The sequence below is a fragment of the Streptomyces sp. NBC_01190 genome, assembly GCF_045039895.1.
Taxonomy (GTDB): domain Bacteria; phylum Actinomycetota; class Actinomycetes; order Streptomycetales; family Streptomycetaceae; genus Actinacidiphila.
The window spans coordinates 6,003,440-6,025,959 of the sequence record NZ_CP108580.1 but is presented as its reverse complement, the minus strand read 5'-3'; the positions used below and the strand labels follow the sequence as shown (position 1 = coordinate 6,025,959).

At 70.4% G+C, this 22,520-nt stretch carries 20 protein-coding genes and 1 riboswitch; of the genes, 12 read left to right on the top strand and 8 right to left on the bottom strand.

The genetic code is table 11. The features are described from left to right. Positions 1-7: 7 nt before the first annotated feature. From OG519_RS25400 to OG519_RS25390, 3 genes are all read right to left on the bottom strand, one after another. Positions 8-1,009, bottom strand: a complete 1,002-nt coding sequence (locus tag OG519_RS25400) for an ABC transporter permease (RefSeq protein WP_405588268.1) — start codon at positions 1,007-1,009, stop codon at positions 8-10. A gap of 113 nt (positions 1,010-1,122) precedes the next feature. Then, positions 1,123-2,880, bottom strand: coding sequence for an ABC transporter substrate-binding protein (locus OG519_RS25395; RefSeq protein WP_405588266.1), 1,758 nt, complete (start codon positions 2,878-2,880; stop codon positions 1,123-1,125). A 134-nt stretch (positions 2,881-3,014) separates the two neighbouring features. Further along, positions 3,015-4,013, bottom strand: a complete 999-nt coding sequence (locus tag OG519_RS25390; RefSeq protein WP_405588263.1) for an ABC transporter permease — start codon at positions 4,011-4,013, stop codon at positions 3,015-3,017. A 278-nt stretch (positions 4,014-4,291) separates the two neighbouring features. On the opposite strand from OG519_RS25390, the gene OG519_RS25385 reads away from it, so the two are divergent. After that, on the top strand, positions 4,292-5,815 hold the full coding sequence (locus tag OG519_RS25385; protein ID WP_405588260.1) for a DUF885 family protein: 1,524 nt from the start codon (positions 4,292-4,294) through the stop codon (positions 5,813-5,815). 62 nt (positions 5,816-5,877) lie between these two features. On the opposite strand, the gene OG519_RS25380 is transcribed toward OG519_RS25385, so the two are convergent. Together OG519_RS25380 and OG519_RS25375 are read right to left on the bottom strand one after the other, a co-directional pair. Continuing rightward, entirely contained in the window at positions 5,878-6,648 is a 771-nt protein-coding gene (locus OG519_RS25380) for an enhanced serine sensitivity protein SseB C-terminal domain-containing protein (RefSeq protein ID WP_405588257.1), read from the bottom strand. Positions 6,649-6,986: 338 nt separating this feature from the next. Further along, on the bottom strand, positions 6,987-7,748 hold the full coding sequence (locus tag OG519_RS25375; protein WP_405588254.1) for an enhanced serine sensitivity protein SseB: 762 nt from the start codon (positions 7,746-7,748) through the stop codon (positions 6,987-6,989). Between the two features lie 168 nt (positions 7,749-7,916). Beyond that, positions 7,917-8,013, top strand: a riboswitch (glycine riboswitch). A 195-nt stretch (positions 8,014-8,208) separates the two neighbouring features. Here OG519_RS25375 and gcvT point away from each other — a divergent pair. From gcvT to OG519_RS25330, 9 genes are all read left to right on the top strand, one after another. Then, complete coding sequence (gene gcvT, locus OG519_RS25370; RefSeq protein WP_405588251.1) at positions 8,209-9,324, top strand: glycine cleavage system aminomethyltransferase GcvT; 1,116 nt, start codon at positions 8,209-8,211, stop codon at positions 9,322-9,324. A 268-nt stretch (positions 9,325-9,592) separates the two neighbouring features. Further along, the gene (gene gcvH, locus OG519_RS25365; RefSeq protein ID WP_405588248.1) at positions 9,593-9,973 is read left to right on the top strand and encodes a glycine cleavage system protein GcvH; all 381 of its coding nucleotides are present in this window, start codon (positions 9,593-9,595) and stop codon (positions 9,971-9,973) included. 51 nt (positions 9,974-10,024) lie between these two features. After that, positions 10,025-11,290, top strand: coding sequence for a serine hydroxymethyltransferase (gene glyA, locus OG519_RS25360; RefSeq protein WP_405588245.1), 1,266 nt, complete (start codon positions 10,025-10,027; stop codon positions 11,288-11,290). 245 nt (positions 11,291-11,535) lie between these two features. Next, the gene (locus OG519_RS25355; protein WP_405588242.1) at positions 11,536-12,921 is read left to right on the top strand and encodes an L-serine ammonia-lyase; all 1,386 of its coding nucleotides are present in this window, start codon (positions 11,536-11,538) and stop codon (positions 12,919-12,921) included. 189 nt (positions 12,922-13,110) lie between these two features. Then, positions 13,111-13,542 (top strand): hypothetical protein, encoded by a 432-nt coding sequence (locus tag OG519_RS25350; RefSeq protein WP_405588240.1) that lies wholly within the window; start codon positions 13,111-13,113, stop codon positions 13,540-13,542. Between the two features lie 46 nt (positions 13,543-13,588). Beyond that, entirely contained in the window at positions 13,589-14,068 is a 480-nt protein-coding gene (locus tag OG519_RS25345; RefSeq protein ID WP_405588237.1) for an SAM-dependent methyltransferase, read from the top strand. A gap of 680 nt (positions 14,069-14,748) precedes the next feature. Next, entirely contained in the window at positions 14,749-15,960 is a 1,212-nt protein-coding gene (locus tag OG519_RS25340) for a hypothetical protein (RefSeq protein ID WP_405588234.1), read from the top strand. Between the two features lie 31 nt (positions 15,961-15,991). Continuing rightward, a complete protein-coding gene (locus tag OG519_RS25335; RefSeq protein WP_405588231.1) occupies positions 15,992-16,720 on the top strand; it encodes a hypothetical protein in 729 nt (242 codons plus the stop codon). An 81-nt stretch (positions 16,721-16,801) separates the two neighbouring features. Further along, positions 16,802-17,920: an MBL fold metallo-hydrolase gene (locus tag OG519_RS25330; protein WP_405588229.1), complete on the top strand. Its 1,119-nt coding sequence runs from the start codon at positions 16,802-16,804 to the stop codon at positions 17,918-17,920. Positions 17,921-18,000: 80 nt separating this feature from the next. On the opposite strand, the gene OG519_RS25325 is transcribed toward OG519_RS25330, so the two are convergent. Then, the gene (locus OG519_RS25325) at positions 18,001-18,717 is read right to left on the bottom strand and encodes a TetR/AcrR family transcriptional regulator (protein WP_405588227.1); all 717 of its coding nucleotides are present in this window, start codon (positions 18,715-18,717) and stop codon (positions 18,001-18,003) included. A gap of 124 nt (positions 18,718-18,841) precedes the next feature. Here OG519_RS25325 and OG519_RS25320 point away from each other — a divergent pair, with 124 nt between their 5' ends. Continuing rightward, positions 18,842-19,585, top strand: a complete 744-nt coding sequence (locus OG519_RS25320; protein ID WP_405588224.1) for an SDR family NAD(P)-dependent oxidoreductase — start codon at positions 18,842-18,844, stop codon at positions 19,583-19,585. Between the two features lie 105 nt (positions 19,586-19,690). Continuing rightward, positions 19,691-20,275 carry a TetR/AcrR family transcriptional regulator gene (locus tag OG519_RS25315; protein WP_405588221.1) on the top strand — a complete coding sequence of 195 codons (585 nt, stop codon included), beginning with the start codon at positions 19,691-19,693 and terminating at the stop codon, positions 20,273-20,275. A gap of 10 nt (positions 20,276-20,285) precedes the next feature. Here the strand turns inward: OG519_RS25315 and OG519_RS25310 are convergent, their stop codons facing one another. Both OG519_RS25310 and OG519_RS25305 read right to left on the bottom strand, forming a co-directional pair. Continuing rightward, positions 20,286-21,383: a cell wall protein gene (locus tag OG519_RS25310; RefSeq protein WP_405588219.1), complete on the bottom strand. Its 1,098-nt coding sequence runs from the start codon at positions 21,381-21,383 to the stop codon at positions 20,286-20,288. After that, complete coding sequence (locus OG519_RS25305; RefSeq protein ID WP_405588216.1) at positions 21,380-22,513, bottom strand: ATP-binding cassette domain-containing protein; 1,134 nt, start codon at positions 22,511-22,513, stop codon at positions 21,380-21,382. The genes OG519_RS25310 and OG519_RS25305 overlap by 4 nt, the downstream gene beginning before the upstream one ends. Positions 22,514-22,520 lie beyond the last annotated feature (7 nt).

Below are 22,520 nucleotides of genomic sequence, written 5' to 3'. Positions count from 1 at the left end.
CTCCTTTTCATGTCAGCCGCACGCGCGGATCGATGACGGCGTAGAGAAGGTCGACGATGAGGTTGGCCATCACGATGAAGAAGGCCGCGAACATCGTCACGCCGAGGATCACCGGCAGGTCCTGGGTGCTGATCGCGGTGACCGCGGCGTTGCCGAGCCCGTGCAGGTCGAAGACGTTCTCGGTGAGCACCGCGCCGCCGAGCAGCTGGCCGACGTCCAGACCGAAAACGGTGATGATCGGGGTCAGGGTGGAGCGCAGCGCGTGCTTGCGGATGACCACGCCCTCCGTCAGGCCCTTGGCGCGCGCGGTGCGGATGTAGTCCTCGCCGAGGACCTCCAGCATCGTCGCCCGGGTGAGCCGGGCGTAGGTGGCGGCGAAGAGGAAGGCCAGCGTGATCCAGGGCAGCAGCAGGTTCTGCGCCCACTCCAGTGGATTGGCGGTGAAGTCGACGTAGCCGATCTCCGGTATCCAGCCCAGCGCGTAGACGAAGATCGCCGAGGCCAGCAGGCCGGTGAAGTAGATCGGCAGCGAGACACCGGCCAGGGCGGTGATCATCGCCGCCCGGTCGAGCGCGGTCCGCCGGCGCAGCGCGGACAACACGCCGGTGGCGACCCCGCCGATGAGCCACAGCACCGACGCCCCCAGGGCGAGGGACGCGGTGACCGGCAGCCGGCTGGTCAGCATCGGCCAGACCGCCTGCTCGTTCTTGAAGGAGTAGCCGAAGCAGGGCGCCGGACAGTGCGTGATGTCCGTGCCGTTGTCGTAGTTGCGGCCGACCACGATGCCCTTGGCGAAGTCCCAGTACTGGACCGCGATCGGCTTGTCCAGGCCCATCTTGTGACGGATGCCCTCGATGGCGACCTTGCTGGTGGCCCGGCCGGCGTAGAGCAGGGCCGGATCGCTGCCGGTGAGCTTCGGCACCATGAAGAAGATGCCGAAGGTGATCATGGAGACCACCACCAGCAGGACGACGACGTTCACCAGCCGTCGGATGAGGTAGACGAGCACTGACCTCGGCCGCGCGCGGCGGCCGCGGCCCCTTTCGGGGTACCGCGGCCGCCCGCGCGGCCTTCACCTGCCCTTCGTGCTAACTGTGGCTGTGTTGCCGGCGTGCGGCCGGTTTACTTCGCGACGCCGACCCGCGCGAGGTCCAGGCGTCCGCCCTGACCGTCGCTCAGGAAGACGTTGGTCAGCCGCGGGTTGATGTAGACCAGCGCCCGGTCGAAGTTGATCGGCAGGTAGAGCGCCTTGTCCATGATCGACTGGTTGATCTGCTTGTAGTCCCCCGCGGCTTCCTCGGGGGTCGAAGCGGCGGCGCCCTGGTCGAAGAGGCCGTTGATCGCCGGGTCGTTGATCATCGAGTAGTTGTTGTTGCCGCTGGGCAGGATGTAGCGGCCGTCGACCAGCGCCTGGAGGAAGCCGGAACCGGTGTTGAAGTCCGGGCCCCAGCCCATGACGATGATGCCGTAGCCCTTCTTCTTCACGTTCGCCGGCGAACCGATGACGGAGGAGGACTGGCTGCCGTCGTACTGGTCGATGCTGGCCTTGATGCCGACCTTGGCGAGCGCCGCCTGGAGCGACTGGGCCGTGGCGACCTCGGCGGCCTTGTTGTTGCGCACCGCGATGGTGGTGGAGAAGCCGTTCGGCTGGCCACATGCGGCCAGTGCCGCCTTGGCCTTGTCGATCTGCGGCTTGCCCGGCGCCAGGTTGTACGGGTCGAAGGACTTGTCCGAGCCCGCGATACCGGGCGGCAGCATGTTGGTGCCGATGTCACCGCTGGTCGGGCCGCCACGGGCGGTCTGCAGCGACTTCGGGTCGGCGGCGTAGATGACCGCCTTGCGGCAGTCGATGTTGTCGAACGGCTTGACCGTGGTCGGGAAGGCGAAGTACCGGATGTAGCCGGTGTACGGGTCGTCCGCGTTCGCCTTGTACTTCGGGTTGCTCAGGATCTTGATCTTGGCGGCCTGCTGGACACCGGTGCCCGAGATGTCGTAGTCGATGTCGCCGGAGAGCAGCCGCGAGTCCATGTCGTCCGGGTTGGAGGTCACATTGAAGGTGACCTTGTCCGGCAGCCCGGTACGGATCGGGTCGGTCTTCGGGTCCCAGTAGGTGTTGCGGACGAAGACCGCGCCCTTGCCCGGGGTGAAGGACTGCACCTTGTACGGGCCGGAGGCGACCGGGTGGTTGGTGTACTTCGCGCCGTCGTCGCGCTTGGCCGGCACCGGGGAGCTGTCGGCCATCGCCAGCAGGTACGGGAAGTCCGAGTTGGGCTTGGCCAGGTTGAAGGTGATGGTCTTGTCGTCCGGGGTCACCACGGACTTCAGGCCGAGCTTGTTCGGGTCCGTGTCCTTGTAGGGGCCGGGGTAGTGCTGGCCCTGGTCCAGGAGGTTGATCAGGTACACCGGACCGCCGGGCAGCACGTCCTGGGCGAAGACCCGCTCGATGCCGTACTTGACGTCCTTCGACGTGATCGCGGTGCCGTCGTCGAACTTGACGCCGTCGCGCAGCGTGAAGGTGTACGTCTTCCCGCCGTTGGTGACGGTCGGCATCGCCGTCGCCAGGTCCGGGACCACCTTGTTGCCGTCGGCGCCGGGCTTGGAGTCGTAGGCGAGCAGCTGGCGTATGTACAGCCGCTGCATGTCCCAGACGAACCCGTAGTAGGCGCGCGCCGGGTCGAGGAAGTCCACGTCCTGCGACGACCACAGGTTGAGGGTGCCGCCCTTGGTGGCCGAGGCGTTGAGGACCTTGTCCGTGGTGGCGGCGTTGTAGCCGAGGCTCTTGGACGAGTGGCTGTTCGAGCCCCCGCCTCCGCAGGCCGCCGTCAAGGCAAGGCCCGCGACCGTGGCGAGGGCTCCGAGTGCTCTACCCTTGCGGTTCACTGTGGTGAAACCTCCGATATTTCAATCCGGACCCCCTTGTTGTGGGGCCTTTCGGGGACCTGCTTGGCAATGCTGGACAAGGTGTGGAGATAGGCCCGGGCCCCGTGTCGCGGGGCCGGACACCGCGCCGAGGCTCAGGTCCCCTTCGGGTCGAGCGCGTCGCGCAGACCGTCGCCGAACAGGTTGAAGGCCAGCACGGTGACGAAGATCGCGAGGCCGGGGACGACCATGTAGGTCGGGTCCGCCTGGTAGGTCGAGACGGCGTCGGACAGCATCTTTCCCCAGGACGGGGTGGGCGGCTTGACGCCTGCGCCGAGGAAGCTGAGGGCCGCCTCCTGGAGGATGTTGGAGGGGATGATCAGCGTCGTGTAGACGAGGATCGGCGCGACCAGGTTCGGCAGCAGCTCCCGCAGCAGGATGTAGGTCCGGCCGGCGCCCAGGCTGCGTGCCGCGTCGACGAACTCCCGCTCGCGCAGCGACATCGTCTGGCCGCGCACGATCCGGCCGATGTACGGCCAGCCGAAGAAGCCGATGACGACGATGAGGACGCCCATCCGCACACCGGATCCGGTCAGGCCCCACAGCTTGTCGGGCACCACGGATACCAGGGCGATCGTGAACAGCAGCTGCGGGAAGGCCAGCAGAAGGTCCATCACCCGGCTGATCGCCGCGTCGATCCAGCCGCCGAGGAAGCCGGCGAGCGCGCCCAGCAGGCTGCCGAGGACGACGGAGACCATGGCGGCCAGGAAGGCGACCAGCAGCGAGATCCGGGAGCCGTAGACGATCCGGCTGAAGACGTCACGGCCGTTGACCGGCTCCACGCCGAGCAGGAAGTGCCCGTTCATCCCGCCGAACGACCCCTTCGGCGTGCCCAGATCGGGATCGATGAGGTTCTCGTGGAACTCGTTCGGGTCATGGCCGAGGAAATGCACGATCACCGGGGCGAACACCGCCATCAGCACCAGCAGGATGACGATGAGCCCGCCGGCGAGCGCGATCTTGTCACGCTTGAGTCGCGTCCAGGCGATCCGGCCGGGTGAGCGGCCCTCGATCACCACTCCACCGGGTATTGCGGCGACGACGTCCGCGGGCGTGCTCTCGCCGGCGGCGGTTTCATGCAGCGGTGCTGTCATTTCTCCTCGTGCATCCCCAGCCGGCGGTGGCCGGCCCCCATGGCCGGTTGTCAGGTTCGACCAACGGACCGGTGTGGCTCTGACGTCAGCTCACATCGTCGGCTGCCGCTTTACAGTGCGGAAACATCGACAAGACGACATTCGCTGACGCGTTCCCGTCCGGTGAGTCTTCATGCACCTAACAAGACCACACCAGATCCCACCGGGAATGGATGCGTAACTGTGATGTGGTGATTCATCGACCGCCGGGCCCGCACGCCTCGGGGTACGGTCGTCTGGTGAACGAGCGGCTGCGCGCGGTGTACGCCCTGATGATGCCTCAGGCCCGGGAGATGGCGGGCCTGCACGAGTACGACGGGCGGGTGCAGGATCTGTCACCCGACGGCGTCCGGGACGCCGTCGCCGAAGTGGTGCGCGCCCGCCGCGCGGCGGGCCGGCTGGACGACGACCACGACGAGGCCCACCTGCGGGTCTTCGAGAAGTCGCTGCGGACGCAGTACGGCGACCTGGAGTTGCACCGCCGCGATCCGTATCCCCATCTGTCCAACCTCGAACTCGCCTGTTACGACCGGGAGTACGCGCCCCGCAGGGAACGGGCGCGGGCCCGCCGCAAGCATCTGGCCGCCTGGCCGGACGCGGTGGACGCCTCGGTGAGCGCGCTCGACCAGGTCAACTCCCCGGTGGCGGCGGCGCTGCTGGGCGCGGTCCGCGGTCTGGCCGCGGGGCTCGACGCCGACCAGGGCCGGCGCGAGGCCGCCGCGCTCGCCGCGCACGCCCGGCTGGTGGCCCATCTCGAACACGCCGCCGAGCACGGCGACCCCGACCCGCGCCTCGGCGGCAAGGCGCTCGCCTCGCTGATGGGCGCTCAGGAGGGCCTGCGGGTCGACCTGGAATCCCTGGCCAACGACGCGGCGCTCGAATCCCACCGGCTGACCGAGCTGCTCACCGAATCCTGCCGGGCCCTCGATCCGCGCCGCACCGTCGACGAGCTGATCCCCGAACTCCTCGCCGACCACCCGGACGCCGGCGGGGTGATCGAGGAGGCGGAGCGGCTCACCGCGGAGGTGATCGCCTTCACCCGGGACCACGGGCTGGCGCCCTATGCGGACGGGGAGTGCCTGGTGGGTCCGGCGCCGGCGTCGCGCCGCTGGTCGATGGCGATGATGACCTGGGAGGCGCCCGGCGAGTCCGACACACCCTCCTGGTACCACGTCACCCCGCCGGAGCCGGAGTGGCCGGCCCAGGAGCAGGAGGAGTGGCTGACCGTTTTCAGCCGCACCAGCCTGCCGTCGATCACCGTGCACGAGGTCGCGCCCGGCCACTTCGCGCACGGCAGGGCGCTGCGCCGAACCCGCGGCCCGGTCCGCCGCACCCTGCACAGCCTCTCCTTCGCCGAGGGCTGGGCGCATTACGTCGAGGAGGTCTGTCTGGAGGAGGGCTTCCGGGCGGACGACCCGCGCTTCGCCATCGGTGTCGCGCTGGAGGCCCTGGTCCGGGTCACCCGGCTGACCTGCGCGATCGGTGTGCACACCGGCACGATGGACCTGGAGGACGCCACCCGGCTCTTCATGCGCGACGCCCATCTGGCCAGGGCCAGCGCCGCCGCGGAGGCCCGTCGCGGCACCTTCGACGCGGGCTACGGCCGCTACACCTGGGGCAAGCTGGAGATCATGCGGCTGCGGGAACGGGCCAAGCGCAAGTGGGGGAACGAGTTCTCGCTGCCGCGCTTCCACAAGTCCCTGCTGACGCTGGGGAGTCCGCCGCTGGGGTTGCTCGAGGGCATCTTCAACCGGGGGAAGTAGCGGGGGGGGCCGAGGGGGTGGCCGGGGCCGGGCGGCCGGGCGGGGCGGGGCGGCCGGGCCGGTCAGTAGCGGGGCGGGCCCCAGGCCGCGCCGCCGCCGTACGCCTCGCGGTCGAAGAAGGGCTGGCCGTTGGCCCGCATCCACATGCCGACCGGGTCGTACGCGTCGGCCATCGCGACGGTGGAGACCGCCAGGCCCTCCGGGACGCCGGTCACCGACTGCCGCATCATCAGCCGCACCGATTCGACGGCCTGCGCGGAGGAGTCGTAGACCTCGACGCCCACCGCGAGATAGGGCTCGCCGAGCGCCGGCTGGACCCAGGCGCGGCGCAGCGAGCGGACCGCGGGGGTGCGGTGGGCGGCCTGGGCGAGGAGGGCGTAGAACTGCGGGATCTGGAGCGAGGGTTCACCGATCTGGAGCGGGCCGGCCGGCAGCAGGTCCAGGCCGACCGCGATACGTCTCAGATCCGGCCACGGGATGCCGACGCCGCCGCCCGGCCCGTGCGGATTGAGCCATAGGCCGCAGCGGTCGGGGTAGAGGGTGAGCGCGATGTCCCGGCCCGAGACCATCTCGTGCTCGCGGGTCCAGCCGCTGGCGGCCAGTTCGCGGGGCGAGGTGCAACAGGGCGCGTAGCCGTGGCCGCCGATCTCCATGCTGCCGTACTGGGCGTCGGCGGATCCGGGCGCGCCGTGCCAGAGCAGCATCCACACCTCGCCGTCGGCGAGCGACCGGAGCAGGTTCTCGTAAGCGTCGAACCGGCCGGGGACCACCTGGAGGAGCGTCTGCTCCAACTGGCCGGCCGCCGCCGCGCCGCCTTGCGCGCCCGCGATCACGTGGGACCGCTCCTTCCCCTGGTTCGGTGGTGCCGCTCTGACCGGTACTGCCGGTGTTCCGTCGGTCCGCCGGTGCCGGTGGCGGCAGGCGTCCCTTCGTTCGTCGCGCGGCGCCCGTCCGGGTGAGCCGCGTGCCCATCAAATCAGGTCGAGTGTTCCCGGTGGAACGCTGACCGACTCAAGCGGGACCGGCTAAATGTGCCGTATACACGGCCTATACGCGGTCGGCCGACGACCGTGCGCGCTCCCGCGCGATCCCCCGTGCCACCTGCGGCTCCCCCGGCGCACAAGGCTCTCCCGGCTCTCGCGAGTCTCCCGGCTCCCGGGCCGGGTGGGCGTCAGTCGCGGCCGAAGAACGGCCGGACCATCTCCAGCATCCAGTCCCCCACCGGGTCCTGGGCCACATCGAGCAGAATGAGCTGCACCTGCCAGGGCAGCGGCACCGCGCCCAGCGCCCGGCCGAGCGCGTCCATCGCGGCGGCCCGGTCCTGGTCCTGCCAGCGGTCGAGTTCCACGCCGACGAAGAGCTGCGGCGCGCCCTCCTCCACCGAGGCGAGCGCCCGGCGGGCGGTGAGCACCACCGGGGTGACCGCGAACTCGCCGGCGGCCGCGGCCAGGAAGTCCACCGGCTCCTGGTCCGGCTCCGGTTCCCACAGCCGTACCCGCGCCCCCGCCCGCGGCGCGCCGTGCTCGCCACGCTCGCCGCGCTCCGGGCGGCACAGCCCGGCGACGGCTTCCGGCGGCACCGGCACGCCCACGGCGCCGCCCGGGTTCACCACCATGCCGACCAGCGGGGGCAAGCCGCGGGCGAACTCATGGACCGGCGCGACCGTGCAGGACATGCCCTCGGCGGCCAGCCGGAACTGCTGCTCGGAGCTGAACACCGGCACATAGGGGGCGCCGTCCAGCTCCATGGTGGGCAGCTCGAAGCCCGGCTGGTGCGGACCGCCGCCGGGCAGCGGCACCCACACCCGGGACCGGCTGAGCACCTCCATCAGCCGGGGGGTGGCCGAGGGGTTGCCGAGGCTCGCGGTGAGCACCTCTTCGAGCTCGTTGGCCGGCCATATCTCCGGCCATATGTCCGGTGCCGGATTCTCCATGCGCATCCCTGTGTGCATCCTTCTCGTCCCGCCCGTCTGCCGGCCGCCCCGCCCGTCCCGCCGCGTCCGCCGCCTGCCGTTGCCGGGAAACCCTAGCGCCGCGGGGGCCCCGGGCGGGCCCAGGACGGACATGCGATGATGGGCGGCACAACTTGCATACCGGCCGTTCGAGGCCGCGCGGGAGAGTTCCGCCCCTGGTCGGGGCGGGCGCCGAAGGAGCAAGTCCTCCCTTGAATCTCTCAGGCACAGATACCGCGCGGGCGAGGCAGATCTGAAAAGCGGACCGGTCCCCGGTCCCACCCACGGTGCAAACCGCGTCCCCCAACGGGTCACGGTGAACCTCTCAGGTTCCGATGACAGATGGGGAGGCCAGGTTTCACCGCTTGGCCACGCCGTCCGTCGATCCGTCTGGGAGCCCTTTCCGATGAGCCAACCCCCGAGCCAGTCCCTGAGCCGGCCCATGAGCCAGCCCCGCCGTACCGCGCTGGACGCGCTGCACCGCGCCCTCGGCGCCACCATGACCGACTTCGCCGGCTGGGACATGCCGCTGCGGTACGCGAGCGAGCGCGAGGAGCACCAGGCGGTCCGTACCCGGGCCGGTCTCTTCGACCTCTCGCACATGGGCGAGATCACCGTGACGGGACCGCAGGCCGGCCAGGCCCTCGACCACGCGCTGGTCGGCCATCTGTCCGCGCTCGCGGTGGGCCGGGCCCGCTACACGATGATCTGCGCGCCGGACGGCGGCATCCTGGACGACCTGATCGTCTACCGGCTCGGCGAGCAGGAGTTCATGATCGTCGCCAACGCGGCCAACGCGCAGCCGGTGCTGGACGCGGTGACCGAGCGGGCGGCGGGCTTCGAGGCGCTGGTCCGCGACGACCGGGACGCGTACGCGCTGCTGGCCGTGCAGGGCCCGGAGGCCCCGGGCATCCTGAAGTCGGTCACCGAGGCGGACCTGGACGGGCTGAAGTACTACGCCGGGCTGCCCGGCACGGTCGCCGGTGTGCGGGCACTGATCGCCCGTACCGGCTACACGGGCGAGGACGGCTTCGAACTGTTCGTCGCGCCGGCCGACGCCGAACGGCTGTGGCGGGCGCTGACCGACGCCGGCCACGCGGCCGGGCTGGTGCCGTGCGGACTGTCCTGCCGGGACACGCTCCGTCTTGAGGCCGGGATGCCGCTGTACGGGCACGAGCTGACCGCCGCGGTCACCCCCTTCGACGCGGGGCTCGGCCGGGTGGTGAAGTTCGACAAGCCCGGTGACTTCGTGGGCCGGCGGGCGCTCGCCGCGGCGGCCGAGAAAGCCGCCGCCCAGCCGCCGCGCACGCTGGTCGGGCTGATCGCCGAGGGCCGCCGGGTGCCGCGCTCGGGCTATCCGGTGACGGACGCCGACGGCACGGTGATCGGCGAGGTCACGTCGGGCGCTCCGTCGCCGACCCTCGGGGTGCCGATCGCGATGGCGTACGTGGAGGCGTCGCACGCGGCGCCCGGCACGGCGGGGGTCGCGGTGGACATCCGCGGGACGCGGGAGCCGCACCGGGTCGTGGCGCTGCCGTTCTACAAGCGCGAGCGCTGACGCCTGCCGGCGGCTCGCGGCTCCTTCGCCGCCCGCTTGCTCGCTCCCGCTGACCGGGCCGCCCGCTTCCTGATCCCTGGCCGTCCCGCTTCCCTGCTTCTTGCCTGTCCCGCTTCCTGCCGGTCCCGCTGTCCCGCTGTCCGGCTTCCCCGCTGTCACACCTACCCGATCCTTCGCTCCGCCGTGCGGGCGGGCCCGCGGATTCCGCGGCTCCGCCGTGTCGCGTGGCCCCGCGCGACCACACCGATCCATCCGGGAGAATTCCGTCATGACCATCAATCCTGAGCAGCTCCGTTACAGCAAAGAGCACGAGTGGCTCGCCGCCCCGGTCGACGGGGTCGCCACCGTGGGTATCACCTCGCACGCCGCCGACTCACTCGGCGATGTCGTGTTCGTCCAGCTCCCCGAGGTCGGCGCGACCGTCACCGCAGGGGAGACCTGTGGCGAGCTGGAATCCACCAAGTCCGTCAGCGATCTGTACTCCCCGGTCTCCGGCGAGGTCACCGAGGCCAACCAGGATGTGGTGGACGACCCGTCCCTGGTCAACTCGGCGCCCTTCGAGGGCGGCTGGCTCTTCAAGGTGAAGGTGTCGCAGGAGGCGTCGGATCTGCTGTCCGCCGCCGACTACGAGGCCTTCACCGCCGGCTGAGCCGCTTCCCGCTCCCGCCCTCGCTCCCCCTCCCGCGACCAGGAAGGTCCCATGTCCCTGCTCAACCAGTCCCTGCATGAGTTCGACCCGGACGTCGCCGCCGCGATCGACGCCGAGCTGCACCGCCAGCAGTCCACCCTGGAGATGATCGCGTCGGAGAACTTCGCTCCGGTGGCGGTGCTCGAGGCCCAGGGCTCGGTGCTGACCAACAAGTACGCCGAGGGCTACCCCGGCCGCCGCTACTACGGCGGCTGCGAGTACGTCGACGTGGTCGAGCAGCTCGCCATCGACCGGGTGAAGGAGCTGTTCGGCGCCGAGGCGGCGAACGTACAGCCGCACTCGGGCGCCCAGGCCAACGCGGCGGCGATGTTCGCCCTGATCAACCCGGGTGACACCATCCTGGGCCTCGATCTGGCGCACGGCGGCCACCTGACCCACGGTATGAAGATCAACTTCTCCGGCAAGCTGTACAACGTCGCCGCTTACCACGTGGACGCGAAGACCGGCCTGGTCGACATGGCCGAGGTCGAACGGCTGGCCAAGGAGCACCGGCCGCAGCTCATCGTGGCGGGCTGGTCGGCGTACCCGCGGCAGCTCGACTTCGCCGAGTTCCGGCGGATCGCCGATGAGGTGGGCGCTTATCTGATGGTCGATATGGCCCACTTCGCGGGCCTGGTGGCGGCCGGGCTGCACCCCTCGCCCGTGCCGTACGCGGACGTGGTCACCACCACGACCCACAAGACCCTCGGCGGCCCGCGCGGCGGCGTGATCCTGAGCAAGGCGCTGCTGGCGAAGAAGATCAACTCGGCGGTCTTCCCCGGTCAGCAGGGCGGCCCGCTGGAGCATGTGATCGCGGCGAAGGCGGTCGCCTTCAAGGCCGCGGCGACCGACGAGTTCAAGGACCGGCAGGCCCGTACGCTCGAAGGCGCGCGGATCCTCGCCGAGCGGCTGGTCGGTCCCGACCTCGCCGAGGCCGGTGTCTCGGTGCTCTCCGGCGGTACCGATGTCCACCTGGTCCTCGTCGACCTGCGCGACTCGGTGCTCGACGGCCGGCAGGCCGAGGACCGGCTGCACGAGATCGGTATCACCGTCAACCGCAACGCCATCCCCAACGACCCCCGCCCCCCGATGGTCACCTCGGGGCTGCGCATCGGCACCCCGGCGCTCGCCACCCGCGGCTTCGGCGCCGAGGACTTCCGCGAGGTCGCCGATGTGATCGCCGAAGCGCTGAAGCCGACGTACGACGCGGCGGCGCTGCGCGAGCGGGTCAGCGCGCTGGCGGCCGCGCACCCGCTGTACCCGGGCCTGGCCGGCTGACGCCATCCGTCGACGGGGCCCTTTCGGATCGGGTCCATCGGTCACCTGGGCCCGGTCGGACCGGCTCCACCCGTCGCCGGGGCCGGGTCAGGCCCTGGCAGCGGTTACGTTTGTACGGGCGGGACGCCGTGACCCGGTCGTCCCGCCCGCACCACCCGGCGGGCACCCACCCGCACCACCCGGCCCGCGCGACCGCGGCGCCACCCGTGGACAACGGTGTCCGCGCAATCGAGGAGTACGCACCCGTGGCCATTTCGGTCTTCGACCTCTTCTCCATCGGCATCGGTCCCTCCAGTTCGCACACCGTGGGTCCGATGCGGGCCGCCGGGATCTTCGCGCACCGGCTGAAGAAAGAGGGACTGCTCGCGCACACCGCCACCGTCCGCGCCGAGCTCTTCGGTTCGCTGGGCGCGACGGGCCACGGCCACGGCACCCCGAAGGCGGTCCTGCTCGGCCTGTCCGGCCGCTCCCCCCGCACGGTCGACATCGAGACCGCGGACGACGAGGTGGCCAGGATCCGCGGCGCCCGTCGGCTGAACCTGCTCGGCGCCCACGAGATCGACTTCGACCCGGAGACCGACCTCGTACTGCACCGGCGGCGCTCGCTGCCCTATCACGCCAACGGGATGACCCTGGCCGCCTACGACACGGCCGGCGCGACCGTGCTGGAGAAGACGTACTACTCGGTCGGCGGCGGCTTCGTGGTGGACGAGGAGGCGGTCGGCCAGGACCGGATCAAGCTCGACGACACGGCCCTGCGGCACCCCTTCCGTACCGGCGACGAACTGCTGCGGCTGGCGCGCGAGACGGGTCTGTCGATCTCCGCGCTGATGCTGGAGAACGAGAAGGCGTGGCGTACGGAGGAGCAGATCCGGGCCGGGCTGCTGGAGATCTGGCAGGTCATGCGGGAGTGCGTGGCCCGGGGCATGGCCCGCGAGGGCATACTCCCCGGCGGCCTGAAGGTCCGCCGCCGTGCCGCGCAGTCGGCCCGCCAACTGCGGGCCGAGGGAGACCCGGCGGTCCACGCCATGGAGTGGGTCACCCTCTACGCCATGGCCGTCAACGAGGAGAACGCGGCCGGCGGCCGGGTCGTCACCGCGCCCACCAACGGCGCGGCCGGCATCATCCCGGCCGTCCTCCACTACTACCTCGACTTCGTCGCCGACCCGCGGATGCCCCAGGGCGACCAGGAGGACGCGATCGTCCGCTATCTGCTGGCCGCGGGCGCGATCGGCATGCTCTTCAAGGAGAACGCCTCCATCTCCGGCGCCGAGGTCGGCTGCCAGGGCGAGGTCGGCTCCGCCTGCTCCATGGCCGCCGGCGGCCTCGCCGAGATCCTCGGCGGCACCCCCGAACAGGTGGAGAACGCCGCCGAGATCGGTATGGAGCACAACCTCGGCCTCACCTGCGACCCGGTCGGCGGCCTGGTCCAGATCCCCTGCATCGAACGCAACGGCATGGCCGCGGTGAAGGCGGTCACCGCCGCGCGCATGGCGATGCGCGGCGACGGCCGCCACCACGTCTCCCTCGACAAGGTCATCAAAACGATGAAGGAGACCGGCGCGGACATGAAGGTCAAATACAAGGAAACCGCCCGCGGCGGCCTCGCGGTCAACGTCATCGAGTGCTGAGCTTTTCAGGAGCGGGCCTGGGGTTGCCCATCTTTCGCACGGTCGGAGCCTTCCGTGCTCGCACGGCGGAATGGGAACCGATCCACAGGTCTTGAGCGGCTCGCCTCCCCGCGCGAACGGGCACTTCTCGGCGTCGTTCACGCCCGGGCCCTGGCCCACACCGGCGATCAACGCGGCTCCGCCGCAGCCTTGTTGCGAGCCGAGGACGACCTCGCGTCCGCCGGCCCTGATCGCGAGGAGCCGGGGCGGACGTTCTTCTTCGGCGAGGCCAGCCTCGCCCACGAGACGGCCCGCACACTCCAGGCATCCGCCGATACGGGAGGCGCCTTGCGGGAGTTCCGCCGCAGCGTCCGCACCCGCAACGCCACGAGCTTCTCCAGCACCCATGCGGTACCTCTCGGCTGTCTAGGCTCCATCCAGGCCACGACCGGCCGGGTGGAGGAGGCGTGTGCCACCTGGAATCGCGCGCTCGACGCCATGGCGGGCGTCACCTCCGGCCGCACCCGTCAGACGGTGGTGGACATGCGGCGTGCGCTGTCGCCCTTCCGGCGGCGGGGTATTGACGCGGTGGCCGAACTCGACGTCCGGGCGGCCCAGTTCCTGGGGCGCCCGGTAGCCTGACAGCCTTGGCGCACTGCCCGGCCAGCGTGCCGGGAAAGGGGAAACGGTGAGCGAATCGTACGAGGTCACGGCGCTGGCCCACGTCGTCGGCGGGCGCAAGGAACCCACGGACGACTACTGGGGCGGCACCCGGTCCATCATCCGGATCGACCCCGCCTTCCCAGCGGATTCCACCGCCGGACTCGCCGACTTCAGCCACCTCGAGATCGTCTTCCGCTTCCACCTCACCGACCCCGCCGACCTCCACCCCGGCGCCCGCCGGCCCCGCGACAACCCCGACTGGCCCCCGGTCGGCATCTTCGGCCACCGCAACATGCGCCGCCGCAACTGGCTCGGCGTCTCCCGCTGCCGCCTCCTGCACGTCGACGGACTCGACCTCCACGTCGAAGACCTCGACGCCGTCGACGGCACCCCCGTCCTGGACATCAAGCCCTGGTTCGCCGCCATGGGCCCCCGCGGCGAAGTCCAGGAGCCCGAATGGCCTGGCATCATGCTCACCGACTACTTCGCCCCGCATCCGGAATGAGGCGGTAACCCAATCGCTGGCACGAGCCTGGCTGCTCGCGTCTGCTGCGGCGAGCGAGCCGCGTGAGAGGGGAGCCTCACATTCGCCTCCTGCCTCATCGCCCTGGGGCCCGCTGTCTGGTCCCGGTCCCCCAAAAACGTTGGGAATGGACCGCCGTTGGCACCCAGTCGGAATCGACCGCAGCATAGAAGGCGCAGGTCTGGCCTCGGGCGACTGCTGATGCCGTGCGAGCCGGTCCGCAGAAGCGTTACCGGCTCGCCGTCGACCTCGGGCTCGGCCTCGGACCTTGCCAGGTGAGGCATTCGGCCTCGGCGAAGAGGACTTCGACTTCCAGGCCATGGTCGTACGCGTACGGCGCCAGCTCCGTTGGGACCCGAGGGGTCCCAGACTTCAGCCTTCCCCAGGGCCCTAAGACCCGCGATGCGCCCCTCTCCCCCAACCTCGCACGAAGGGATCGCCTCCACCGACAGCGCTTCCCCGGGTCAGAGCCCGAAGGCCAGCCGCCCCGCCGAGCAAGCCCGGCCGGACGAAGAGCGACCTTATACGGCGGTATGCCCGAAAGATCCCCAGCAGGGCGGCGCGGATTTTGTAGTTGACACTCCAATCTTGAGTCGTAAAATGGAGTGAGCCCTGCAAAATATGCTGGGTGGGGACGCCGCTGAGAGCGGCGAGGAGTCCACATGAACACGACTGACCACATCACCCCGCAATCAGCGGGAGCCTTGACCTTCAGCCCCGACGGGGTGCTCTTCCTGGGTGACAACAAGCTGGGGGCCGTCTTCGCCTACGAGACCGAACGGGGCCAGGCGCCGGCCTCGCTCGATCCCTTCCTCTTCGAGTCGATCGACGAGAAGATCGCCGCGGCGCTGGGCGTAACGGCGAAAAGCCTGGTGATGAACGGGATGGCCGTCCATCCGGTGACGCGCGAGCCGTACCTGTCGGTCGGGGTGCGCAACGGCGATCGCCTGGAGCCCGCGGTCGTGAGCGTCTCGCTGGCCGGCGAGGTCCGCCCGTTCGACCTCTCCCCGTCGAAGTCCCCGTCGAAGTCCCCGTCGAACGTGACGGTGCACCAGCTGTCCGACGTTCCCGACGAGGACAAGACCTTCAAGTCCCGGGCCGGCACTTTCCCCATGCCACCGGCGGCCTACTTCGACGAGAAGGCGCGAACGCCGCTGCGGTCCATGACGATCGTGGACCTGAAGTTCCACGCCGGAGAGGTGTTCGTCGCCGGCGTCTCGAACCAGGAGTTCTCCTCCACGCTGCGGCGGATCCCCTACCCGTTCACCGGGGGCGCCAGCGAGACCCAACTGGAGATCTACCACCTCGCCCACGGCCAGTACGAGACGCGTGCCCCGATCCGAACGATGCAGTTCGCCACCATTGACGGCGAGGACACCCTCATCGCCGCCTACGCCTGCAGTCCGCTCGTCACCATCCCGGTCTCAGAGCTCAAGCACGGCGCGAAGGCGCGGGCCAAGACGATCGGCGACATGGGCAACGGCCAGCCCATCAGCATGGTCGCCTACCGCGAGGGGGACGAGGAGAAGCTGTTCATCACCAATCTCAGCCGCGGCCCCGTCGTGGTCCCGCTCTCCGGGATCCGCTCCGCCGAAGGTTTCACCCCCGAGAACCGGCCGGCCCAGGGCCCGATGCTGGACCAGTCCCCCTTCATGCCGGCCGGGCCGGTCGGCAAGCAGGTGCTGTTCGTCGGATCGTCCCTGCGGGCGGACCTTTTCAGCGACCGCTTCTTCGTCTCGCTGACCCGCTACGCGGACACCGGTGATCTGACGCTGGAGACCCTGATGGTCAGCCCGCTGCCCGCGCGGCTGGACAAGATCTGGGTGGAGATGGATTTCCCTGGCGTGGAGAGCACACACAAGGTGACGGCGTGAACCACGGCCTCCACCGTTGAGTGCGCCGGAGATGCCGATCCCGGCTTCCCCGGAGCTGCCCATCCGCGTCTCTCCCCAAGCCGAGGTCCTGCCCGCCAACACCCTGCGTTTCTACCTGCGTTTTCCCAGGCCGGCAGAGGCGCACTTCGATCGCGACCACCTGTGGCTGCTGGACGGGGAGGAACAGGTGGTACGCGACCCCTTCCTCGTCCTGCCGTATGAGCTCTGGTCCGTCGATGGGCGCCGCCTGACGGTCCTGATGGAGCCCGGACGGATCAAACGCGGTCTGGGAGCGGACCCGTCCCACGAGCCGGCGCTTGTCGTCGGGCGGACGTACAGCCTTGTCGTCACGGCGCTCGGGCAGACAGCGCGGCATACCTTCCACGTGGGCGATCCGGTTCTGGAGGCGGTCGACGAGACCCACTGGCGTCTCGTCCCCCCGGCAGCGGGGAGCCTCGATCCCCTCGTCGTGCACTTCGACCGGGTGATGGACGCCGCCCTCTGCGAGGACGAGATCGGCGTCCTGGCGCCTTCGGGAGAGGTCGTCGGGACACGTGTGTCACTCGCACCGGGCGGAACCGCGGCGCGGCTCATGCCGAGTCACCCGTGGCGCGCCGGGAAGCACCGCCTCGTCGCCTCCGAACGGCTCGAAGACGTCTGCGGCAACAGGCTGGGCGAGGCTCTCGACCATGACCTGGGCGCGGGCGGACCCCCGCGGGCGGGGCTGATCGACTTCACTCCGCGCGGACTTTCGGGCTAGCTGCCGGATGCATGCCGCGGTCCGAGATTCGCCGCGGATCCCGAAGCCGCATGCGGCCCTTACCTACGCTTAAGGAAGATCATGGGCACCAAATCCGCTGACAGCACCGAGACCATTGAGACCGCTGAAGTGACAGCGTCGAATCGGCGTACGTTCCTGAGGCGGGCGGCCACGACCGCCGCCGTGCCCGCCGGAGCGATGCTCCTGGGTGGGGCACTGCCCGCCAACGCGGTGGCCGCGCAAGCCCCTGGGCTGCCCGACTACGCGCCGGTTCCCGCCGCATCGGTCGGGCCCGCGCTCAACGAGGACGGCTACTTCGTCGGCGCGATCAAGGGAAACCTCTACTGGGTCACCGACTCCTTCTACCAGGCCATGTTCCTCAGTACGCGGGAGGGCGTGGTGCTGGTCGACGCACCGCCCACCATCGGCCACAACCTGCTGCGGGCCATCGAGCAGGTGACCCGTGCCAACGGAAGGCCCGCCAAGGTCACCCATCTGATCTACTCGCATTCCCACGCCGACCACATCGGGGCGTCCGCCATCTTCGGCAAGGACGTGATACGCATCGGCCACCGCGAGACCCGCCGGCTGCTGCGCATCGCCGCCGATCCCAACCGGCCGGTGCCCACGCAGACGTTCGAAGACCGCCATGTATTGAGGGTGGGCGGCGAAAGGCTTGAGCTCGCCTACCACGGCCCGAACCACACGCCGGACAACATCTTCGTCTACGCCCCCGACCAGGAGACGTTGATGGTCGTCGATGTGCTGTTCCCCGGCTGGGCACCGTTCGGGAACCTCGCCATGTCCGAGGACATCCCGGCCTGGATCACCGCGCACGACGTCGCCCTGGGCTACCCGTGGCAGACGCTCGTCGGCGGCCACCTCGGCCGTCTCGGTGTCCGCGCCGACGCCCTCATCCAGCAGCGGTACGTCGCGGACCTCGAAGCCGAGGTCCGCGCGGCTTCGGCGTCGCTCGACCCCACTCCCTTCTTCCAGAAGTACGGGCCGGGCGGCAACTCCTGGGCCATCTTCAAGACCTACCTCGACGCCGTCGCCCGACAAGCGGCCGCCCCCGTCACCGCCAAATACAGCGGCACCCTGGCCGCCGCGGATGTCTTCACCGTCGACAACGCCTTCGTCATGCTCGAATCGCTGCGCATCAACAGCGGAGTTCTCGGCCCCTTCGGTGTCCATCCGTAGAACCGTGCGGCGCCGTGCCCGGCCGCCCCGCCGTCGCGCGGCGGCGGTCCGCCCTACCCGTCACCCGCCGGAATCGACAGCTAGTGCTCGGCCGAGCCGGGGTCATGGCGGTGGGCCTGCTCGGTCGCGTAGGTCCGGATGTGGGCCAGGACGGCGTCGAGACCGGTCCGCAGGGGGGTGGTGTCGCGGCGGGTCTGGGTGAGGAGGAGTCCGCCCTGGAGTGCGACGAGCAGGGCGAGGGCGAGGGCGTCGGTGTCGGCGTCGGGGCGCAGATCGCCTCGGGCGCGCATGCGGGCCAGGCCGTCGCGGATCGGGGCCTCCCACCGTTCGAAGCTGTCGACGAGGTCAGCTCGCGCGTGGGGGTCGTTGTCGGCCAACTCGGCCGCGATCGATCCGATGGGGCAGCCGCCGACACAGTCGCGCCGCACTTGCATGTCGACGAGCAGATCACGCCAGCGGCAGAGGGCGTCAAAGCTGTCGAGCTCGTCGAGGACGGGTCGCTGGGCCGCCAGGACGCCGTCGGTCTGGTGAGCGATCACCGCCCGGATCAGCTCGTCCTTGTCTGTGAAGTAGTGATACATCTGCGACGCGCTGACACCCGCTTGCCGCTGAATGTCCTCGATGCCGGTACGGGCCACACCGTGGGCGAACACCAGCTCGGCGGCGGCGGAGACGATGCGAGCCCGGGTTGCCAGCCCCTTCGCCGTGAATTTCCGGGCCGGCGCCGGCCCGGCTTCGACGACCGTGCCCGCCCGCTCGGTGCCGTCTATCTGACCTTCGACTGCCGACTCCTCCATATCCGCAGTATACCTGCCTATGGAGTGGGTACTCCAGAAGTTGTTGACGTGACAGACCGGTCGGTCTACCGTTGAAGTCAAGAAGACCGACCGGTCTGACTACCCAGCTTGGGAGCACATCAGCGTGAGCGACTTCACCGGCAAGACCGCCCTCATCACCGGATCGACCCTGGGCATCGGCCGAGGCATCGCCGGCACCCTGGCCGCGTCCGGCGCCCGGGTCCTGATCACCGGCCGCAACGCGGAGCGTGGCGAGAAGGCCGTCGCCGAGATCCGGGCCGCCGGCGGTGCGGCCGACTTCCTCTTCGCCGATCTGCACGATGCCGCCAGCGCCAGGGCTCTCGCCGCCGAGGCGGTGGCCCTGGCCGGCGAGATCGACATCCTCGTCAACAACGCGGGCATCTACATTCTCGGACCGACCGCCAGCATCACCGAGGCCGACTTCGACGCGACATACGACCTCAACGTCAAGGTTCCGTTCTTCCTGGTCGCGGAACTGGCTCCGCTGATGGCCGAGCGCGGGCACGGCGCCATCATCAACATCACCACCGCCTTCGCCGAGAAGGGCGCGGTGGGGCCGGCCGCCTACGGCTCCTCCAAGGCGGCGGTCGGCCTGCTCACCAAGTCGTGGGCGGCCGAATACGGCGTCAGCGGCGTCCGGGTCAACACCATCAGCCTCGGCGCGATCCTCACCGAAGGGAGTACCAGGGTCTTCGGCGAGGCCGTCCACGACTTCCCCAAGGGGTCCCCGGCCGACCGCGTCGGCACGACCGCGGAAGTAGCCGCAGCCGTCGCCTTCCTCGCCTCCGACGAGGCCTCCTACATCTACGGGGCGAACCTCGCGGTGGACGGTGGAATGGTCCTCTGACCAGCCGCGCAGGGTGGTAGTCAGACCGGTCTGCCTGTTTTGATAGACTTGCCCCGTCCGCGCTGAATGAGGCCCGGGGCACTGTCATCGAAAGGATGCCGACGGATGAGCGAAGTGGACTCGGCGCCGAGGCCGTCGGCGCGTGAACGGCTGCTCGCGGCAGCGAACCGGCTGTTCTACGAAGAGGGCATCCAGACGGTCGGCATCGAGCGGGTGATCGAGCAAGCTGGAGTGGCCAAGGCCAGCCTGTACAAGACGTTCGGGAGCAAGGACGAACTGATACGGGCCTACCTGGACCTCCAGCACACCTCCACCGTCGAGCGGATCATGGGCGGGATGGACGCGCAAGCGAGTGCTCGCGACCGCATCCTGAGCGTTTTCACCACGCTGGAGACAGTTTTCAGCGCTCCGGGCTTTCACGGCTGCGCCTTCATCAAGGCCACCGCGGAGGCGCTTCCCGGAAGTGCGGCCGAGCAGGCGAACGCCACCTACCGAGCGTGGGTCAGGGGATTGTTCACCGATCTGGCCAGGGACGCCGGGGTCGCGAATCCGGTGTCCCTGGCCCGGCAACTGCACATGCTCTTCGACGGATCGGGACTCGGCGCCGATGTCGAGCACGACCCGTCGCTGGCCGACGAGGCGAGGGCCGCGGCCGAGGTTCTCCTGGACGCCGCCCTCGCCCGGTCATAGGGCGCAGCCTTCAGCGCGCCGCGATGCGCGGGACGTACCAGAGGCAGAAGGCGATCAGTGCGGCCGCGGCCGCCAGACAGATGCCCGTCTCCACGAGCTGGAGCAGCGGCAGCTCGTCGATATGGAGGCTGCGGCTGTACTGCCCCACCAGGCCGTGGGTTTGAAGGCACGCGTCAAATCCCACGCGGGGGGCGCAGGACGGATAGCTGTCGGTGAGGCTGCCGTCCGTCCGGACCAGGCCGCCGTCCAGATACCAGCTGTCCATGGGCGGTACGGGGAAATGGAGGCCGGTGCCGCGCTGGACATGGGTGGCGAGCAGGTGCGGGCGCGCGGCCGCGAGGGCGAGTTGTGCGCCCTCGCTGACGATGGCGGCGACCGCGACAGCGGCCAGGGTACGGCGCAGCAGCATTCCGGTGGCCGCGCCGATCATCAGGGCGAGGAGCAGGTGGGCGACGGCGGCCGGGCCGACGTAGGGGAAGAACGACCAGTCGTCCCAGGACGCGGTGGTGCGCCACACATAGCCGTCGAGGCCGCCGGTGTGTTCGCCGCGCCAACTGGTGTACCACCACCACGTGACCGGTCCCGTGAGCACGATGGCGGCGGTGGCCGTAACGGTGAGGGCGGTGGCGAGTTTGGCCGCCGCCCACTCGCGGCGCCCCACCGACTGTGTCCAGGCCAGCCGGTGCGTGCCGTTCTCCATGTCCTGGGCGAACAGCGGCGCGCCGACCAGGGCGGCGACCGCGAGCGGCAGAAAACGCAGCACCGACGGTACCTGGTCGAAGAGCAGCCGGACGGTGCCCCACTCATGGGACGGGCTGACGACGGAGCCGCTGGGGTCCGCACGGCAGACGTCAGCCATCCGGCGGCAGGTACGTACGTCGTCGTGCACGGCGGCGGTGAGCTGATGGTGCTCCCACACCGCCCACAGCGCGGCGAGAGCGGCCACGACGAGCACCGTCCGGTACACCGCACGGTGCCGGCGCCAGGCCAGCCAGAGCACGCCGGCCGGTCGAGGGACCGGAACCGGCACCGCGAAGGGCAGCCGGCCGAGGCGCTGCCCGCTCGGGGTCCAGGCCACGCAGCGGCCGAGCGCACGCACCACACTCATTCCGGCGGCCTTCGGTCATGAGCCGCCCGGCCGCCGCGCCGGCCCGGGCCTGAGCCGTGTTCCGAGTGGTGGTTCCGTCCCGGGTCCCCGCCGGCCGGTCCGCCGGTTCCGGGGGTTTCGTGGGTTTCGTGGGTTCCGCCCGCCGGGTCCGCGCCGGGATCCTGGCCGGGGTCGTCGACGGGCGCGAGGAGCGGCGGGGCCTCGGGGTTGCGCAGGTAGGCGAGGAGGATGTCCTCAAGGGTGGGGGGCTCGGCGCTCTCGGCTCCCTCGGGGGAGACCGGCAGCCGGAGCATCGCGGTGAGCTGCCGGCCGGTGGTACGGGCCTCGACCACGGTGTGGTCGCGGAACTCCGGGGGCAGCGCCGCCAATGGCGTCCGGGCGGCGAGGCCGCCACGCTCGGCGGGCGAGCCGGTGATGGTGCGGGTGACCCGGGTATGGGCGGCCTGGACGAACTCGACGTCGTCGGCCAGCAGCATCCGGCCGTGCGCGAGCAGCAGTACGTAGTCGCAGACCAGGTCCAGCTCGGTGAGGACGTGGGACGACATCACGACGGTGGTGCCGTGTTCGGCGGCCGTGGTCATCAGGGCGCCCATCACGGCGTGTCTGCGCAGTGGGTCCAGGTCGGCTGTCGGCTCGTCGAGCAGGAGCAGTTCAGGGCGCTTGCCGAGGAGGAGCGCCAGTGCCAGGCAGGTGCGCTGACCGCCGGAGAGGCGGCCGACCCGCGCGGTCAGCGGCACCTCGGCTTCGGTGACGATCGCGTGTGCGGCCGCCTGGTCCCAGCGCGGGTTGAGTTCGCGGCCCAGCCGCAGCGTCTCGGCGACGGTGAAGGCGCGGTGCAGCGGACGGTCCTGGAGCAGCGACCCGACGAGGGGCCGGGCCTCGCGTGCCCCCGGCCGCCGGCCGAGCACCCGCAGGCTTCCCTCGGCCGCGGGAAGCAGCCCGGCGGCGACCGCCAGGAGTGAACTCTTTCCGTCGCCGTTCGGCCCGACCAGACCGGCTATCCGTCCGCGCGGGACCTGGATGTCGCAGTGCCGGAGCGTCCAGCCGGAGTGATCGCGTATGCCGAGGCCGCGGGTTTCCAGGGCGATCGTCTCCGCGCCGCCGCGTGCGGTCGGGGGTCGGGCTGTCATGGTGCCT